The organism is Cytobacillus firmus, assembly GCF_023715565.1.
GTDB classification, from domain to species: Bacteria; Bacillota; Bacilli; order Bacillales; family Cytobacillaceae; genus Cytobacillus; species Cytobacillus firmus_C.
Window position 1 is genome coordinate 52,976 of the sequence record NZ_JAMBOJ010000023.1, and the last position, 18,245, is coordinate 71,220.

Annotated in this window: 19 protein-coding genes; 15 read left to right on the forward strand and 4 right to left on the reverse strand. The window is 40.6% G+C overall.

Annotation, left to right across the window (positions count from 1 at the left end; all coding sequences use genetic code 11):
• The first annotated feature begins 305 nt into the window (after positions 1–305).
• Positions 306–2,426 (forward strand): transglycosylase domain-containing protein, encoded by a 2,121-nt coding sequence (locus M3205_RS11200; RefSeq protein ID WP_251169984.1) that lies wholly within the window; start codon positions 306–308, stop codon positions 2,424–2,426.
• A 235-nt stretch (positions 2,427–2,661) separates the two neighbouring features.
• Positions 2,662–3,408 (forward strand): class I SAM-dependent methyltransferase, encoded by a 747-nt coding sequence (locus M3205_RS11205; RefSeq protein ID WP_251169985.1) that lies wholly within the window; start codon positions 2,662–2,664, stop codon positions 3,406–3,408.
• Between the two features lie 146 nt (positions 3,409–3,554).
• Here M3205_RS11205 and M3205_RS11210 read toward each other — a convergent pair whose 3' ends face one another.
• The gene (locus M3205_RS11210) at positions 3,555–3,878 is read right to left on the reverse strand and encodes an HPr family phosphocarrier protein (protein ID WP_251169986.1); all 324 of its coding nucleotides are present in this window, start codon (positions 3,876–3,878) and stop codon (positions 3,555–3,557) included.
• A gap of 255 nt (positions 3,879–4,133) precedes the next feature.
• On the opposite strand from M3205_RS11210, the gene M3205_RS11215 reads away from it, so the two are divergent.
• From M3205_RS11215 to fumC, 11 genes are all read left to right on the forward strand, one after another.
• Entirely contained in the window at positions 4,134–5,420 is a 1,287-nt protein-coding gene (locus M3205_RS11215) for an MFS transporter (protein WP_251169987.1), read from the forward strand.
• Positions 5,421–5,564: 144 nt separating this feature from the next.
• Positions 5,565–6,128 carry an RNA polymerase sigma factor SigY gene (gene sigY / locus M3205_RS11220; protein WP_251169988.1) on the forward strand — a complete coding sequence of 188 codons (564 nt, stop codon included), beginning with the start codon at positions 5,565–5,567 and terminating at the stop codon, positions 6,126–6,128.
• Entirely contained in the window at positions 6,082–6,432 is a 351-nt protein-coding gene (locus M3205_RS11225; protein WP_251169989.1) for a YxlC family protein, read from the forward strand. The genes sigY and M3205_RS11225 overlap by 47 nt, the downstream gene beginning before the upstream one ends.
• Positions 6,429–6,629 (forward strand): sigma-Y antisigma factor component, encoded by a 201-nt coding sequence (locus M3205_RS11230; RefSeq protein WP_251169990.1) that lies wholly within the window; start codon positions 6,429–6,431, stop codon positions 6,627–6,629. Before M3205_RS11225 ends, M3205_RS11230 begins: the two co-directional genes overlap by 4 nt.
• A gap of 15 nt (positions 6,630–6,644) precedes the next feature.
• Positions 6,645–6,848 carry a hypothetical protein gene (locus tag M3205_RS11235; protein ID WP_251169991.1) on the forward strand — a complete coding sequence of 68 codons (204 nt, stop codon included), beginning with the start codon at positions 6,645–6,647 and terminating at the stop codon, positions 6,846–6,848.
• Entirely contained in the window at positions 6,829–7,146 is a 318-nt protein-coding gene (locus M3205_RS11240; RefSeq protein ID WP_095243770.1) for a YbjQ family protein, read from the forward strand. The genes M3205_RS11235 and M3205_RS11240 overlap by 20 nt, the downstream gene beginning before the upstream one ends.
• Before the next feature lie 208 nt (positions 7,147–7,354).
• Positions 7,355–8,143 (forward strand): alpha/beta fold hydrolase, encoded by a 789-nt coding sequence (locus M3205_RS11245; RefSeq protein ID WP_251170006.1) that lies wholly within the window; start codon positions 7,355–7,357, stop codon positions 8,141–8,143.
• A gap of 712 nt (positions 8,144–8,855) precedes the next feature.
• Positions 8,856–10,613: an ABC transporter ATP-binding protein gene (locus tag M3205_RS11250; RefSeq protein ID WP_251169992.1), complete on the forward strand. Its 1,758-nt coding sequence runs from the start codon at positions 8,856–8,858 to the stop codon at positions 10,611–10,613.
• A complete protein-coding gene (locus M3205_RS11255; protein ID WP_251169993.1) occupies positions 10,610–12,622 on the forward strand; it encodes an ABC transporter ATP-binding protein in 2,013 nt (670 codons plus the stop codon). Before M3205_RS11250 ends, M3205_RS11255 begins: the two co-directional genes overlap by 4 nt.
• A gap of 49 nt (positions 12,623–12,671) precedes the next feature.
• On the forward strand, positions 12,672–12,854 hold the full coding sequence (locus tag M3205_RS11260; protein ID WP_251169994.1) for a hypothetical protein: 183 nt from the start codon (positions 12,672–12,674) through the stop codon (positions 12,852–12,854).
• 113 nt (positions 12,855–12,967) lie between these two features.
• Positions 12,968–14,350 carry a class II fumarate hydratase gene (gene fumC / locus M3205_RS11265; protein ID WP_251169995.1) on the forward strand — a complete coding sequence of 461 codons (1,383 nt, stop codon included), beginning with the start codon at positions 12,968–12,970 and terminating at the stop codon, positions 14,348–14,350.
• 68 nt (positions 14,351–14,418) lie between these two features.
• Here fumC and M3205_RS11270 read toward each other — a convergent pair whose 3' ends face one another.
• Positions 14,419–14,637 carry an alpha/beta-type small acid-soluble spore protein gene (locus M3205_RS11270; protein ID WP_251169996.1) on the reverse strand — a complete coding sequence of 73 codons (219 nt, stop codon included), beginning with the start codon at positions 14,635–14,637 and terminating at the stop codon, positions 14,419–14,421.
• A gap of 291 nt (positions 14,638–14,928) precedes the next feature.
• On the opposite strand from M3205_RS11270, the gene M3205_RS11275 reads away from it, so the two are divergent.
• Complete coding sequence (locus M3205_RS11275) at positions 14,929–15,171, forward strand: hypothetical protein (protein WP_251169997.1); 243 nt, start codon at positions 14,929–14,931, stop codon at positions 15,169–15,171.
• A 90-nt stretch (positions 15,172–15,261) separates the two neighbouring features.
• Here M3205_RS11275 and M3205_RS11280 read toward each other — a convergent pair whose 3' ends face one another.
• Both M3205_RS11280 and M3205_RS11285 read right to left on the reverse strand, forming a co-directional pair.
• Positions 15,262–16,371, reverse strand: coding sequence for an ABC transporter ATP-binding protein (locus tag M3205_RS11280; protein WP_251169998.1), 1,110 nt, complete (start codon positions 16,369–16,371; stop codon positions 15,262–15,264).
• 117 nt (positions 16,372–16,488) lie between these two features.
• Complete coding sequence (locus M3205_RS11285; RefSeq protein WP_251169999.1) at positions 16,489–17,382, reverse strand: PucR family transcriptional regulator; 894 nt, start codon at positions 17,380–17,382, stop codon at positions 16,489–16,491.
• A 128-nt stretch (positions 17,383–17,510) separates the two neighbouring features.
• On the opposite strand from M3205_RS11285, the gene M3205_RS11290 reads away from it, so the two are divergent.
• Positions 17,511–17,771, forward strand: coding sequence for a metal-sensitive transcriptional regulator (locus tag M3205_RS11290; protein ID WP_076262472.1), 261 nt, complete (start codon positions 17,511–17,513; stop codon positions 17,769–17,771).
• The last annotated feature ends 474 nt before the right edge of the window (positions 17,772–18,245 follow it).

Here is an 18,245-nt window from a genome sequence, read left to right on the forward strand (position 1 = left end):
TTATAATAAGGAAACTTATTGTTTATATACCCTCCGCTGTGAAGAGTAAATCATAAAAATACAAGAGTGCTTGAAAACACAATACCCCCATAAAAAATGACCGGGCTCCGTAAATTCTAATGCGCATTTTCAGCATAGAGAAGTGTAACATTGAGAATATCAGGGTAATTTTATATGACCTTCAGAAATGAGCATGGAAACAAATATTATTAAAAACATATTTTTTGAAGTTATGCTGTTATCGGTGTAATCTGAAGACTTCCGAACAAATGTAAATTATTATTCAGCAAGAATTTGGAGGAAATATGAGAAAGAAACCATCAGGTATTAAAAAGTTTCAGTCAACTTGGAATAAGCTGCACATGACACAGGTATCCATATTGCTTGCATCTACTTTGGTCCTGGCTTCTTTAAGCTTCGTCTATTTTTCATATAAGGATGCGGATATCAGTGCACTCGAAGCAGGGCTTGCACAATCCACAGTCATTTATGACGCTGATGGGGAAGTAGCCAGCAAGATCTCTGCAAATAAAAATGAAGGCATTTCCATTGATCAAATTCCAGATCATATGAAGAATGCTGTAATTGCAATTGAAGACCACCGCTTTTATCAACACGGTGGCATCGATTTAAAAGGAATAGGCAGGGCCTTCTTTACAAACTTGAAAGCAGGCGGAATAGTCGAGGGCGGCAGTACGCTTACCCAGCAGCTGACCAAAAATGCTCTATTATCTGCAGAAAAATCATACAAAAGAAAACTGGAAGAATTCTTCCTGGCTCTTGAAATTGAAAAAGAATACAGCAAAGATGAAATTCTTCAAATGTATTTAAATCAGGTTTATTTCGGAGAAGGCGCATGGGGGATTAAACGTGCGGCGATGAAGTACTATGGAAAAGAGGTTGAGGATCTCTCTGTTAGTGAAGCAGCACTGCTTGCAGGGCTGGTTAAGGCCCCATCAGCCATCAATCCTTACCAAAATGAAGAAAAGGCAATTGAGAGAAGGAATACCGTCCTTGACCGTATGAAAGAACACAACTTTATTACTGAAAAGGAATGGGAAAAAGCAAAAAATGAAAAGCTTGTTTTTGAAGACAGCGGCGGTGATCCCTTTAAAGGGAAATATCCATATTATGTAGACGTGGTTCTGGAAGAGGCGATTAATAAATATAATATTTCGCTTGATGAGCTTTTAAGTGACGGGTATCAAATATATACAGAGCTTGATCAGGATATGCAGAGCAGTGTAGAAGAAACCTACACAAATGATCAATTATTTCCTAAAGGTACTGGAGACCAGCAGGTTCAAAGCGGAGCCGTACTGCTGGATCCAAAGAATGGCGGAATCCGTGCTCTTGCAGGCGGAAGAGGTGAACATACCCTTCTCGGTCATAACCGTGCCGTTCATAAAGTTGGCCAGCCCGGATCGACCATGAAGCCGATTGTTCCATACACAGCAGCACTGGAGGCGGACTGGAAGATCACAGATGAACTTAAAGATGAAAGAATGACATTCGGCAAAGATTATGAGCCGAATAACTATAATGGCCAGTTCCGTGGAAAGGTACCAATGTATGAAGCGGTAAAGGACTCTTTAAATGTTCCTGCTGTATGGCTTTTGGATGAGATTGGTGTGGACAAAGGGGTAGATGCGGCGAAGAGGTTTGGCATACCTGAAGAAGCCATCAATCAAAATCTTGCTCTTGCTCTCGGAGGCACAAGTGCTGGTGTTTCACCTCTGACCATGGCACAGGCATATGCTGTATTTGCAAATGGCGGCGAGAGGCCGGAAGCACACTCCATTTCAAAAATAGTTGATAAAGATGGAGTCACTGTAGCAGAGTGGCAAGGTGAGAATACAAGAGTCATCTCCAAGGATGTTGCAGATAAAATGACAACCATGCTTCTTGGTGTAGTTCAGCATGGTACAGGGAAAGCTGCCCAAATACCAGGCAGGGAAGTCGCAGGGAAAACAGGCAGTACACAAATGACCATTGAAGGCATTGACGGAGTTAAAGATCAATGGTTTGTCGGCTACACACCACAGCTGGTAGGCGCTGTTTGGGTTGGCCATGATAAGACAGATGCGAATAATTATCTTACTACCTCGAGCAGTGAAGGTACGGCTCCGATATTCAGGGCAATCATGTCAGAAGCCCTGAAAAATCAGGAAGCAGAGTCATTTAATGTCCCTCATATTTCAGGTCTGATGGAACAGAGGCGAAAGGAGCAGCAAAGAAAAGCCTGGGAAGAAAACATAAAGAAAGAAACAGATAAAATAAAAGAAAAAATTGAAAAAGAAAAAGGGAAATGGAAAGAAAAATGGAATAAAGGAAAAGAAAAACACAACAAGAAAGATAAAAAGGAAGATAAAAAGAAAGAAAAACCAAAAGATAAAAAGAAAGATAAAGAAAAGAAGCATGATTAATAATTTTATTTACGAGTACAGTTAAAAACTGTACTCGTTTTTTTTAAAAGGAGGCTGGGACAGAACTAAATTGTCCGTTGTTAAAGCCGAATGATTTCTATTTTAAAAAGTAATAAAAATAAAAAAAACGAACTATTACGAAACTCTAAATCAGAATTTCGAATAATAGTTCGTTTTTTTCTTTGGTCGAAATGCTTTTGTCCCAGCCCCTTTTTTTAAAAGGGGGTCATCTAACGTGGCAGAAAAATTCTATGATGAACTAGCAGAAGAGTATCACTTGATATTTGAGAATTGGGATCGTGCCATAGCTAGGCAGGGTAATGTATTAGATAACCTTTTATCCGCAGAAGGCATAATAAAACCATCATCTCTATTGGATTGTTCATGCGGAATAGGGACTCAGACATTAGCTCTGGCCAAAAAGGGGTACAAAATAACCGCATCCGACATTAGCCGAAAGTCTATTGAAAGGGCAAAAAGAGAAGCAGAACAGAGACAGCTGAAGATCCCTTTTTTTCAGGCAGACATGAAGGAGTTGTCATCTGTCTATAATGAAACTTTCCAGGCCATCCTCTCTATGGATAATGCATTGCCCCATCTTACCGATGAAAATGAATGCATTAAGGCCCTTAAAGAAATCTACAGTCTACTCAGCGGGGAAGGCATTTTTCTTTTTTCTATCAGAAATTATGATGAAATACTAAAAGAAAGGCCGTCATCCACCTTGCCTGCAAAAAGGAATCACACTATAACCTTCCAACTATGGGATTGGCAGCAGCACTCTGATATTTATAATTTAAAGCATTTTACAATGGTGGAAAAGGATGGGGAATGGTCTGTGTCTGAAAGAGATTCTCAGTATAGGGCCTATCGAAGGGAAGATTTAAATCAGCTTCTGCACAAAGCCGGTTTTCGGCAGGTGAAATGGCTGCTCCCTGAGGAGTCTCCATTTTATCAGCCAATTGCTATTGCATACAAATAAAAAAAGGCCATTCGGCCTTTTTTTATAGAAATAATTTAGAATAACCAGTTGATTAGTGCGCCAATTACCACTATCGCTCCAACTATCATAAAAATTGTACGTATCATCTTTTTTTCACTCCATTCACTCTGCAATAAAATAGTCAATTATAGCTGAATTGTTTCAGCAGTATTGATTAAGCGTTTCTCTGACATGCGAAGCACAGAAACGTGGTTGCTGCACATATCTTTGATATGATCCAGATGGCTCTGGACTTCAGGTCCTTCCACAATGATCTTCAGACTCGTCTGCGGTTGAACTGTTAAAAGGAATGACACTAATTTAGAAAGGCTTGAGGCATCCACCGCTTTGTGTTTGCTGTAGAGATAGGTGGTGCCTTCAAACTGTTTGGATGCCTGGTAAATTTCAAGCATTTTCTTCATTGTGAACTTGTTTTGAACTAATACATTAGTAGAAATAATTTCTTTCATTTTAAAAATCTCCTTTTAAAAAATATTTTATATATTAATTGATTAATGATGTGGTTGTATTATGGATTTACCCCGGTGACCACAACCGTAAACCACCTGGTTCCAAGTGTGAATAATTACCTTTTTAATTCATGCGCATTTAGGGATGAGGTACCATCAGTCTGCAGAAGGAGATTAAAACCATCAAAAGCCGCTTTATCAAATGTTTTTAGCAATTTATAGTAGGGATATAAACAGGGAACTGAGGTAAGAGGGATGAAGAAATTCAAAGGGATTTTTCAAAATGCCAATTATGTGAAATTGTTTTTCGCTAACTTTACTTCTCAGATGGGCAGCACGATTGGTTTAACTGCTTTTATGTTTTATTTATTGGATCGTTTCTCGGAACAGCCGTTTTACGCCACATTAACTGAATTGATGTTCTCTGTTCCGACCCTGGCGGTGTTTTTTTTAGTTGGAGTGTTTGCGGATAGGATGGATCGCCAGAAAATAGCTTATCATTGTGATTGGATCAGCGCGTTTTTATCAATTGTGCTTTTTCTGACTATTATTATTGGCTGGATGCCGCTCGTATTTGCAGTATTGTTCCTGAGGAGTGCCATTCAGAAATTCTTCTTTCCCGCTGAACATGCAATGATCCAAGGCATTTTGAAAAATGAAGATTATACAACTGCTGCAGGCCTTAATCAGGTTGTAATGAGCCTTTTCATGCTTTTCGGAAACGGACTTGGCATTTTTGCATATTGGACAGTGGGAGTATATGGGGCGATTGTGGCTGATGCACTTACCTTTATCATTAGTGCGTTATTAATAAAATCCTGCTGTATACCAGAAGAAGTCCGTCTGCCAAATGGCACACATGGGCTTAAAGACTTGAATATCCCGCTTGTCTTTAAGGACTTTAATACGGGGATAAAATATATTCTTCAGCACAAATTATTATCTGCCTTGCTTGTGGGCTTCTTCGTTTTCGGAGTGGTAAACGGCGGATTTTCAGTCATGCCTATTTTTATGCTGAAATATAAGCTTGAGCCGCAATCCTATGAGGAATATTCAGTCTTGCTCGGAATAACATTTGGGATTGGCGTTCTGCTTGGCAGCTTTGTTGCCTCCTTGCTTACTCAAAAATTTAAACTTTATCAGCTAATCATTGCCGGATTGCTGTTATCCGGAAGCTTCATCATTGCTGCCTCTTTTGCAGAGAACACGTTTATTTTCCTAACTTTATTATTTGCTGCAGCTTTCGGGCTTCCTTTAGTGAATATTGCAATTGGCGGCTGGATGCCAAGTATTGTGGATCCGAAGATGATGGGAAGAGTACAGGGCTGGATAAGTCCATTAATGATGCTTTCTCAATCCATAACACTCGGGTTTATTGCCATCAGCTTTCCGGGGTTCCTCAAAGTGGAAATGCTGTACTGGATGGTAGGCGGCTGTTTAGCACTTGTCGGTGTATTCTATAGCCTTGTTCTCCCGGGATTGACGAAAAAGTCAGAAAAAACAGGTGAAGCACATTCTTTGGAACAGACTGGTGCAGTATAATGTAATAAAAGGAAGAAAGTCCCTGTATAGGGGCTTTTTAAATGTAAAAAATTTTATAATATAATGAACCTTTTCATCTCTTGAACGTCTTATAGTGAAATCAACAGGAAACAATGGGATGATAAGAAGAGAGGAAAGAAGCTGATGGAGGAGAAAGACCTTATAGTAAGTGCCAAACGAGGCGATCAGCTCGCCTTTGCCATGCTTTTTAAAAATAACTATCCCTTTCTGGTAAAATATTTAATCAAAATCACAATGAATCCCGATGCAGCTGAAGAGCTTGCTCAGGAAACAATGGCCAAATGTGTTGAAAAAATCGGACTGTTTAATGGCAAATCGAAATTTTCCTCCTGGCTGATAACCATTGCGACAAATTTGTATATTGATCAGAAGCGAAAGTTAAAAAGAGAAAAAAGCTGGAAAGCACAGGAAGAGGTCTTCAGACGCATGCAATGGCATCTTGAAAGCCGAAATGAAGAATGGAATGATGCCTTATCCGCATTGGGAAAACTAAAAGACGAGATGAGGATACCTATTGTTCTTAAACATTATTATGGCTACTCGTATGAGGAAATAGGAAAAATGATGAATTTATCTTCAGGCACAGTCAAATCAAGAGTGCACAATGGAATCATGTCTATTAGAGAGGAGTTGAAGCTTCATGGTGAACAGGAAAGCGCTGCAGCTGGAACAAGATCATCAAGATGAGAAATTATTTACTGCAGTCAAGGAGATAGAAGACGGATTGGAAACGCTGGAAGAAACCATCCCGGTTTATACACCTGATCTGCAATTTTTTGAGAACTTAGTTGCAGAGCAAAAACAGGCAATGAAAAGGAAATTAATCAAGGAGTTAGCTATCTTCACTGTTGCAGCACTCCTCATTGTAACTTCAGTATTATTCATGCTGTATCAGGTTCCATCTGTATTTTTTATTCTGCAGGGAGCTGTGACAATTTTCATTATGGCCTATAGCACAGTCAGCTTCGTGAAACAGGTGGATGGCACATGAACAATGAAGAAATATCTCTTCCGCTGCTGATTTTAGTAGGAGTTATTTTAATAGCACAAAGTACGTTTCTATTTCTTGATGCAAGAAAGAACGGCCACAATTATTGGCTGTGGGGGATGATCGGTTTAATTCAGGCGCCAATGCCGACACTGTTTTACTTGATTTTCGTCAGAAAGATCTGGCAGAAAAAAGATTAATTGAGGGATGCAAGGATGAAGAAATTAAAGCAGATGTTGCTTCTTGCAGCCACTGGCGGCCAGTTTTTCGGGATTGCCATGCTGTTTATTAATATCAAGGCTGCGATTATGTTTTATATTTTATATGCTTTAATGATTATTGCATTATTTATAGTTTTGATAGCTGAGAGAAAGAGAGAAAAAGAGGAGGAAGAACAAAATGATTATCGTGACTACTGATACTGTATCCGGGAAAGAGATTAAAGAGATCAAAGGGTTTGTAAGGGGGAGTACAGTCCAGACAAAGCATATAGGTAAAGATATTCTGGCAGGATTAAAAACAATTGTAGGCGGAGAAATTGGCGAATATACTGAAATGATGGATGAAGCAAGAAAAAAGGCAATTGGCAGAATGGTCGAAGATGCTAAGGCAAAAGGGGCCAACGCAATCATTGGAATGCGGCTGCAGACCTCAGCCGTTATGCAAAATGCTGCAGAAATTATAGCTTATGGGACTGCAGCAATCATTGAAGAATAGCAGAAGAAGAACCGGCTGACAGAGTTAGCTGGTTTTTTTATGTTATAAAAAGGGAAAGGAATAATATTTGGCAGAATATACTTGAAAAGAAACTAGTGAATTTTTTGTGATATTATAAGCATTTTTCGCCGAAATCCTTTACAATAGAATGAAACTTCTTAATAACGAAACTAAGAAAAATGACACTAGAATGTGGATTGGAGTATATATGCTATATTACCGTACGTATGTGAAAGATAAGTCCCTTCCATGGGTTACCTTTGTTCATGGTGCAGGGGGCAGCTCTGCAATTTGGTATAAACAAATGAGAGAGTACAAAAAGCATTTTAATGTTCTGCTGGTAGATCTGCGGGGACATGGTCAATCAGGAAAGGGCGCCTGGGAAGAAGGAGATCATTTTACAGAAGTTTCTCAGGATATAGTGGATGTGCTCGATCATCTTCAAATTACGGACTCTCACTTTGTGGGAATTTCGCTGGGGACTATAGTGATCCAAACTATCGCGCAGAATCATCCGGAAAGAGTAGCTTCCATGATTTTGGGCGGTGCCATTACTGAATTAAACGGGCGCACTAGGTTTTTGATAGCCATTGCAAATTTGAATAAGTATATGCTGCCATATATGCTGCTTTATAAGCTATTTGCCTGGATTATCATGCCAAAAAGAAACCATCTTGAATCAAGACATGCTTTTGTAAGGCAGGCAGCAAAAATGTGCCAAAAAGAATTCATCAACTGGCTGTCCTTAACAAAATCGGTTAATCCCTACCTGGGGAAAATTCAATCCAGCATTTCCCACATTCCTACCCTTTTTATAATGGGACAGGAAGACCACTTGTTTATTAAGTCTGTAAAAAGTATTGCCCAAAAAGCTAAAACAGCTACAGTCAAAATCATTACAGATGCAGGACATGTATGCAACATCGACAAACCTGATGCCTTTAACAGGATAACTATCGACTTCATCAACAGGCAAAAAAGAAGATTGGCTTCATAAAGGATCCCGGGGGATCCTTTTTTTATGCTGCTTTACAAGGTTTATTGATTTTTAGTATTTTATCCACTGAGTCGATTGGAGCGAGCATCCTCTCCCTGCAATCAACGGACAACATTGATAGAGGAAAGACAGCCCTCTATTTGAAAAGCGCCTTTAAAATAAATAACAGAAAATTTATAAAAGTAGGTAAAAAGCTGATTGACTTTTAGTGTATGCGGTGATAATCTTACCAATATGGAAAAAAATGAAAAGGAGGGCTACAAAATGATTTTAATTCATCATCATCAAACAACAACTCAAAAATTAAAATCTGTAACCTCTCCTTTAGAACATATTAAACTGTAACAGGATTTGCCTGCACATTTATTTAGAAGGAGCACAGGTTACATTTCGTAACGTGGGCTCTTTTGTCTTCTTAAAGACATATCGCATGCCGCGGTATGTCTTTTTTTCGTCTTATGCTCAAATATTACCGATTATGCTCAAATATACCGATAGGAAATTCAGGCATTGCCTGTTTTCATATATTTTAATAGCGGCTGTTACGGCAGCCATAAAAAAGGGAGGAACATTTTATGAATGCAGTGAGAATGAAAAGAAAAGCACATTTGCCGGAGGATTTGGATGGAGGCTAGTTATGTATTTGCTGGTGGGTTATGTATGAAAGCTCTCTTTAGAAACATGAGCTTCATACCGGAAAGGGGAGAGATCGTTGTTTTCGATTTTAGGAAAATTAAGCTGGTTTTTTAAAGAAAACTGGAAAAGGTATACAATTGCCATTACTCTGCTGATTATAGTCGGAATCCTTGATGTTATGCCTCCTAGGCTCGTTGGAATGGCAATTGATGATATACATCTTGGTCAAATGAGCAGTGCTACAATAATGGAGTACCTTGGTTTATTTGCAATCATCACAATCGTGTCCTATGGAATCACTTATATCTGGATGTACCAGCTCTTTGGAGGGGCGTTCCTGGTAGAAAGAAAACTTCGTTCACAATTTATGGGTCACCTATTGAAAATGACTCCAACATTTTTTGAGAAAAACCGGACCGGTGATTTAATGGCCAGGGCAACAAATGATTTAAAAGCTATTTCAGTAACTGCCGGTTTCGGAATATTGACACTGGTGGATTCCAGCGTCTTCATGCTGACAATATTGTTTACGATGGGATTCCTGGTTAGCTGGAAACTAACCTTTGCAGCAATATTGCCATTGCCTATCATGGCTTATCTGATAAAAATTTACGGGAAGAAGATTCATACGCGGTTTATGAGCGCACAGGATGCTTTCGGTGAACTCAATGACCGGGTTCTTGAATCGGTTTCGGGAGTTAGGGTGGTCCGCGCTTATGTACAGGAAAGAGCGGATCAGCAGCGTTTCCATGACCTCACTGAAGATGTTTACAGCAAAAATATTGAAGTGGCCAAAATTGATTCACTTTTTGAGCCGACGATAAAGGTGATTGTGGGTTTAAGTTATCTTATAGGGCTAGGATACGGTGCTTATCTTGTATTCCACCAAACCATAACTTTGGGCCAGCTCGTGTCTTTTAATGTGTATTTAGGCATGCTGATTTGGCCAATGTTTGCTATTGGAGAATTAATTAATGTCATGCAAAGGGGAAATGCGTCCCTTGACCGGGTACAGGAGACATTGTCCGCTAAGCAGGATATTCTGAATCCTGAAAACCCGTCTATTGTTGAAGTCCCTGAAAATGTTATCTTCAAGGATGTTCATTTCCAATATCCTTCATCAAAAACGGCTAATCTTACAGGGATTAAACTGCATATTGAACAGGGGGAAACGCTTGGCATTGTAGGGAAAACAGGAAGCGGAAAAACCACTTTTATAAAGCAGCTTTTAAGAGAATATCCGTCAGGCACAGGGAAGCTTGCCATTGCAGATGTTCCGATTGAAGAACAGGAGCTTGAAAGAACAAGGGGATGGATCGGTTATGTTCCACAGGATCATGTTCTGTTCTCGAGGACTGTCAGGGAAAACATCCTTTTTGGAAAAGAGGAAGCAACTGAAGAGGATATGCAAAAAGCGATTGATTTGGCAGCTTTCCGAAAAGACCTTGAATTGCTGCCGGAAGGACTTGAAACAATGGTCGGTGAAAAAGGAGTGGCCTTATCAGGAGGGCAAAAACAGCGGATATCGATTGCACGTGCCCTTGTGAAGGATCCAGAAATTCTGATTCTTGATGATTCTCTTTCAGCCGTTGATGCTAAAACAGAGAAGAAAATTATTGAAAATATCCGTACTGAGCGCAAAGGCAAAACGACAATCATTACGACACACAGAATGTCAGCAGTCCAGCATGCCGACCATATAATCGTCCTTGATGATGGCAGAATAGCAGAGGAAGGCACTCATGAGGACTTATTGGGTATGGATGGATGGTATAAGGAACAATTTTTGAGGCAGCAGACTCAAACATCTGCTGAAGAGGAGGTGCTTTCATGACCACAGGAAAGCGGTTATTCCAATATGCACTTCATTATAAAAAAACGATAATTGCTGCATTGCTAATGCTTACAGTTGCAGTAGCAGCAGATCTGGCAGGGCCTTTCATCGCGAAGAAGATGATTGATGACCATATCCTTGGCATAGAATCTGTCTGGTATCAGACAGAAGGCGGAAAAGATGCTGTGGAATTTGATGGCCAGTTTTACAAAAAGGAGCAAAATATAGATCAGGGTGAGCGGAAAATTGATCAGGCCCGCATCCTGCAGGCTGGAAGCCAATTCGTCTTTATCAGGGGTGACATTTCTTTTGATGGAGAGCGAACCTTCAAAGAGGGCAAACTCGTTATTGAAAAAAGCGGCCAAAGCGAAACCTATGCAGGTAAGGCATTAACTGGTGAAGAATTAATGCTATTCTACTCACCTGAGATACCTAAGATTGTTCAGCTTTTGGCCTTTTACTTTGGATTACTGGTGATCGCTGCATTTTTTCAGTACGGCCAGCGGTTTTTTTTGCAAAAGTCAGCAAATAGAATTATCCAGCAAATGAGAGAAGATGTCTTCGGGCAGATTCAAAGGCTGCCAATCAGTTATTTTGATAATCTTCCGGCAGGCAAGGTGGTTGCTCGTATAACCAATGATACTGAAGCCATCCGTGAGCTTTATGTGACCGTATTGGCAACCTTTTTTACAAGTGTCATATATATTACAGGTATTTATATCGCGTTGTTTATTTTAAATGCCAAGCTTGCTGCGATATGTTTAATCCTGCTGCCGATTTTATACGTATGGGCGATAGTGTACCGTAAGTATGCATCGAAATACAATCATGTTATCCGTTCCAGGGTTAGTGATATCAATGGCATGGTTAATGAATCGATTCAGGGAATGAATATTATCCAGGCGTTTGGCCGCGAAAAAGATACGCAGAAGGATTTTGAAAAGCTGAATACAGAGCATTTTACCTACCAAAATAAACTTCTGAGCCTGAATTCACTGACATCGCATAATTTGGTGGGTGTGCTGAGGAATGTCGTTTTTGTTGCATTCATCTGGTACTTCGGAGGAGAGTCGCTCAATGTGGCAGCTGTCATTTCACTTGGGATGCTTTATGCTTTTGTAGACTATATTAACCGCCTGTTTCAGCCTGTGCAGGGCATTGTCAACCAATTGGCCAATCTTGAGCAGGCGTTGGTTGCTGGTGAACGAGTCTTCAAACTGCTAGATGAAGAAGGCATTGATATCAGTGATAATAAAATTTCCCGCTATAAAGGGAATGTTACATTTGATCATGTGCACTTCGGCTATAATGAGAAGGAATATGTGCTGAAGGATCTTAATTTTGAAGCAAAGCAAGGAGAGACAGTTGCGCTGGTTGGCCATACAGGCTCAGGGAAAAGTTCAATCATGAATCTTCTTTTCCGTTTTTATGATTGTCAGGAAGGAAAAATTATGATAGATGGCATGGATATAAAAAAGATTCCAAGGCAGGAGCTCCGAAAGCATATGGGCATCGTCCTCCAGGATCCGTTTTTGTTCACCGGGACAATTGCTTCCAATGTCAGCCTTGATGATCCTGAAATATCGCGTGAGAAAGTGGAAAAAGCCCTGAAGGATGTCGGAGCAGATAAGATATTCCAGCACCTTGAAAAAGGCTTTGATGAGCCGGTTATCGAGAAGGGGAGCACGCTCTCCAGCGGGCAGAGACAGCTCATTTCATTTGCCCGTGCTCTTGCTTTTGATCCAGCCATCCTGATCCTGGATGAAGCCACATCGAGCATAGACACTGAGACAGAATTAATTATCCAGGAAGCTATGGACGTGCTGAAAAAAGGAAGAACCACCTTTATCATCGCCCATCGGCTTTCGACAATCCGAAATGCTGATCAAATTCTCGTTCTTGATAGGGGCAGAATTGCTGAAAAAGGGAACCATGAAGAGTTAATGGAGCAAAAGGGCAAATATTATCAAATGTATAAGCTGCAGCAGGGATCAACTCTTGCAGGGTAGAAGGAAGCGCAGGATGGCGCTTTCTTTTTATAGTTATTTTGTTCAATAAATGTTCAATTCTCAGACACAGAATAGTAATGGTATAAAGAATTTGAACTCCGATATTCATGATACTCTTATGGTATCACGCGTATATGGAGGAGATTATATGGAGGAACTTTCTATTACTTTGGTAATAGCAAGCATTATGGTGCTTGGATACTTTATTGGGTATACAATTATAAAAGCATAACTGCCGGCTTTTCAGCCAGGCAGTTTTTTTATATGGTTTTTTATTATTAAATTTAGAAAATAAGGGAAAAGATTAAAAAGGAATCATAGTAATCATTTAAGGAGGAATGACAGTTGGCTGATTTTAGGATTGAAAAAGATACTCTTGGTGAAGTGAAGGTGCCCGCTGATAAATACTGGGGAGCTCAGACACAGCGGAGCAAGGATAACTTTAAAATCGGAATTGAAAAAATGCCGATGGAAGTAATTTATGCATTTGCCAAGGTAAAGCGTTCTGCTGCAGTAGTCAACAATAGGCTAGGGAAGCTTTCCCATAACAAAATGGAAGCCATCACAGAAGCTTGCGATGAAGTCCTAAACCATAAGTTTGACAGACACTTTCCTCTGGCTGTATGGCAGACAGGGAGCGGCACACAATCAAATATGAATGTAAACGAGGTTGTCGCTAAAAGGGCGAATGAATTGTTGGCTGAGAAGGGGATTCAGGATATTCAAGTGCATCCAAATGATGATGTCAACATGTCTCAAAGCTCTAATGATACGTTTCCGACTGCCATGCATATCGCCGCTTATACGGCGGCAGATCAAAAGCTGCTTCCGGCATTGAAGGAATTAATAAGTACAGTTAAATCGAAAGAAGAGGCATTCAAATCAATCGTCAAAATAGGCAGGACCCATTTACAGGATGCAACACCGCTTACATTGGGTCAGGAAATCAGCGGATGGCGTGCCATGCTTGAAAAGAATGAAAGAATGCTGTTGGACGCAAAGCAGTACCTGCTTGACTTAGCCATTGGCGGTACAGCAGTCGGAACGGGCATTAATGCAGAGACATCATTTGGACCTGAAATGGCAAACGAAATTTCCAGGCTTACAGGCTATACATTCCGTTCTTCTGACAATAAATTCCAGGCTTTGACCAGCCATAATGAAATTGTCCATTTTCATGGAACATTGAAGGGTCTGGCAGCAGATTTGATGAAAGTAGCCAATGATGTCCGATGGCTTTCAAGCGGGCCGCGCAGCGGAATTGGGGAATTATCGATCCCGGCAAATGAACCAGGCAGTTCAATCATGCCAGGTAAAGTAAATCCGACACAAAGCGAAGCCCTTACGATGGTGGTTTGCCAGGTCTTTGGAAATGATGCCTCGATTGGATTCGCTGCAAGTCAGGGGAACTTTGAATTGAATGTGTTCAAGCCTGTTATAATTTATAATCTTCTTCAAAGCATCAGTATTCTAGGGGATGGAATGGCCTCTTTTAATGAAAAATGCATGATGGGATTGGAGGCTAATAAAGAAGTGATTAATGGACATGTTGAGAGATCACTAATGCTTGTTACGGCACTAAATCCGTATATTGGCTATGAAAAGGCAGCGGAAATTGCCAAACTCGCATTCAGGGAGAATACAACCCTGAAAGCAGCAGCCTTAAAAACAGGGTATATTACGGAAGAACAATATGAGAATTGGGTTGTGCCCAAAAAAATGGTCTAAATATAAAATGGCCCCCCTTTCAAGAAGGAGGGCCAAAGCCATATTTATTCAATTGTTATTTTGCTTTATTAGAAAGAACCGCCGCCAAGCTGTTGTTCTGCCATTTGTACAAGGCGTTTTGTGATTTCTCCCCCAACAGATCCGTTAGCGCGGGAAGTAGTTTCTGCACCAAGGTTTACACCAAATTCAGTAGCGATTTCGTACTTCATTTGATCAAGTGCTTGAGCTACTCCTGGTACTAGTAATTGGTTTGAGGAATTGCTTCTGTTAGATGATTGGTTGTTCATGTGATTTCCTCCTCGAAATATTAGTGTATTGGTTTTTGGTTGGGTTAGCTGGAATTGCACCAGCGCAAGGATAATATCCTGCTCCACTGCCTGGCGTAACCCATCGTTTCTTAGTGCTGGTGCTTGATGTCGCTGTGTTTACTCTCTATTATGTTTGATTTATAAAAGTTTATTCTTTCAGATAATCGGGAATTTTTTCCTGAGAAAACCCTCCGATTAAGAGATTTACATAAGGAAAACTAAACAGACAAATCATAATTAATATCAGAAAAGGAAAGTGAGAGGATTGTAATGGCTATTTGCCCAGTCTGCAATGGCTTTGAGAAAATTGCAGCAGCATGCAGCTCCTGCGGAAGCAGGATGGAGGACAGTGGAAGAGTAATGGATTTTTACGATGATTATAGTGCCTATATGCCAATTGACCAGATGAAAATGGAGGATGGCTATCCGCTGGATTATAAGGAGGAGGAATGTCCCCATTTGCTGAAGTGCCCATCATGCGGCAGTGATTCGGTCAAATTTATCAAAGAGTAGTTACGAAAATAGATGGCTGCAGACTTGGTGACGGCGAATTGGATGTTGACTGTATTAAAAAACCCCGTCAGCTTTGACGGGGTTTCAATGTTATTCTTTTTCAGAACGGATTCTTCTTTCATGGTCTGCATCAAAGAAGTGTGCTTTGTTCATATCGAACGCCAGTTCAAGGTTTTGGCCTGGATTAATATCCGTGCGGGAATCAACGCGCGCAACAAAATCCTGGTCTTCGATGCTTGAGTAAATCATTGTTTCAGCACCAGTCAGCTCGGAAACGTCTATGCGGGTATTGATTTTTGAACCGGCAGATGCATCAATAAATACCGGCTCATCGTGAATGTCTTCCGGGCGAATGCCAAGGATAATGTTCTTACCCGTATATCCCTGTTCACGAAGGACCTTCATTTTACCTTCCGGCACAGCAATCTGAGTTTTGCCAATGATAAATTTGCCGTCTTCAAGCGTTCCGTTAAAGAAGTTCATGGCAGGTGAACCGATAAATCCGCCTACAAATACGTTTTCAGGCTTTTCATAAACTTCTTTTGGTGCGCCAACCTGCTGAATCACTCCATCCTTCATAACAACAAGGCGGGTAGCCATTGTCATGGCCTCTGTCTGGTCATGTGTTACATATATAGTAGTTGTTTGAAGACGCTGATGGAGCTTGGCAATTTCTGCACGCATTTGAACACGAAGCTTTGCATCAAGGTTTGATAAAGGCTCGTCCATGAGGAATACCTTTGCATCACGGACAATCGCACGGCCTAGAGCTACACGCTGGCGCTGTCCGCCTGACAAAGCTTTTGGCTTGCGGTCAAGGTAAGGCTCCAGCCCCAGAATTTTTGCTGCCTCTTTTACACGGCGGTCGATTTCCTCTTTTGGAAACTTGCGAAGCTTAAGTCCGAAAGCCATGTTATCGTACACGGACATATGCGGATAAAGTGCATAGTTCTGGAAAACCATTGCAATATCTCGATCTTTTGGAGGAACATCGTTTACACGTTTCTCATCGATATAGAAGTCGCCCTTTGAAATTTCCTCTAAACCTGCAATCATACGTAGAGTTGTGGATTTTCCGCAGCCGGAAGGACCTACAAAAACAATAAATTCCTTATCTTTAATATGAAGGTTGAAATCTTCTACAGCTGTTACTTTATTATCATAAATTTTATAAATATTATCGAGTTTTAATTCTGCCATCAGGGTAACCTCCAAAATAATCTTTTTTCTTAATTTCAGTTTAATGGATACGGGGGTTTTCCAATATGGCCAAACTGCACAAAAATACTGAAAGCGTTTTTATGCAATGTGCTCAAGTCAGGTTTGCTCAATCAGCAAACACGCTAAATAAACAGTCAGCGCGCTGTTAAAGTCCTTCAGCTGTATGCCGGTCTTCTCTGTGAACTTATCGAGCCTGTATTGCAGAGTGTTCCGGTGAATATACAACTTTTTCGCCGTTAAAGAAGCGTTGGAGCTGTTTTGTAAAAATACTTTTATGGTGTGCAGTAGTTCAAGCTCTTCTTCGAGTAAAGAAAGGCGTGAAAGCAGGCATTTTTTTAAAAATGAATCCAACTGCCCGGTGATAAGAGATGGGAAGAGCTTTTCAAAATTCAGCACTCTTTCAGCGGGAATAAGTGAGGAAGCCTGCTCGAAAAGAAGCTGTTCCTCTTTAAAAATCTTGAGTAATTGTGTTCCCGCCCTATTCGGAATGCCAATGTAAAAGGCTGTTTTCACAAAAAAATCGCTTTCTAGTGCATTGGAAACAGCAAGGAACTCTTCTTCCGCAAGAGAGTCTTTACTCTCTTCAATGATGACCCCTGTGGATTTCCCGTTCCATAAAATCGTTATGTCCTTTTCAAAAAAACCTCTAAAAGCAGCTTCCATATCCTCACGTACCCATTCGCCCTCAGACATTTTGAATTGAACCAGTCTGTATGGAACATCTTTTGCGAATGACGGATGATCCCCATTTGAAAATAGGTATTGAAACCAGGCTTGGGCAGCCGGAGCAAGGTGAATGGAACTGTCATGGAATTCAAACAAAGTTTTCAATACCGTTAGACTATCTGCAGATACCTCTTGAACTGGAATGCCAAGCCATTGGCCTGACTCCTCATGATGAAACCAGTACAAATCAGAGTTATAGCTAAAATCAGGTTTTATAAATTGAAGTTGAGAGCCCGGATACCGGTCATGTAATTTGTTTAACATATCTTTACCCTTTGGTTTGATAAATTTTTGTGTTTCTTATATTATAGCAGTTATAATTTAATTGAAAAAATTAACTTAATTTGTGAAGGTTTCTATAAAGGGAATTGAGAGTGTGAGGAGTGAGACTCATGGAATATACACCTGAAATGAAAAACCGCTTGAAAAGACTGGAAGGCCAGGTGCGGGGTGTTATCCGAATGATGGAAGAAGAAAAACACTGCAAGGATGTTGTTACACAATTATCTGCTGTCCGTTCTGCAGTTGACCGTGCAATGGGTTATATTGTAGCTAAAAACCTGGAGACATGTATCCGTGAAGCAAACGATGAAGGCAAAAATGCTGAAGATGCAATCCAGGAAGCTGTGAACATGATTGTGAAAAGCAGATAACCAGAAAAACGGAAGGCGCTCGCTTTTCTAGGAACGCAGACTAACGCCGCCACGTCCTGTGGCAATGTCTGCATGACCTGCATCCTCCCAAAAGCTGTCGCTTTCGGTCGTGCGATGTTTATGCTGACGAAGCCTTCCTTGTCCTGCGGGCCTCAAGCATAAGACAGGCCGGCTGAAAGGTTGTCATTAACCTTTTGGCCAGCTTGGCTTAGACCTGAGAGCCGATGGCGCCTGGAGCTAGACAGTTAATCATTATAGAGAAGCTGGGACATAACTAGTTTCAAATAGTGAAAAAGATGAATTTGAGCACATTCAAATTCATCTTTTTCTATTTTTAGTAGTAAGAATTGCTATGCTCTCAGTGATTGGCAGTGAATTTCCTTAAATTCACTGCCATTAACGCTAGACCCATTTCATTTTCAACCTTCGATTTTCCTCTCACAGAAAATCGAGCGAAACGCAAATTAGCCTTCA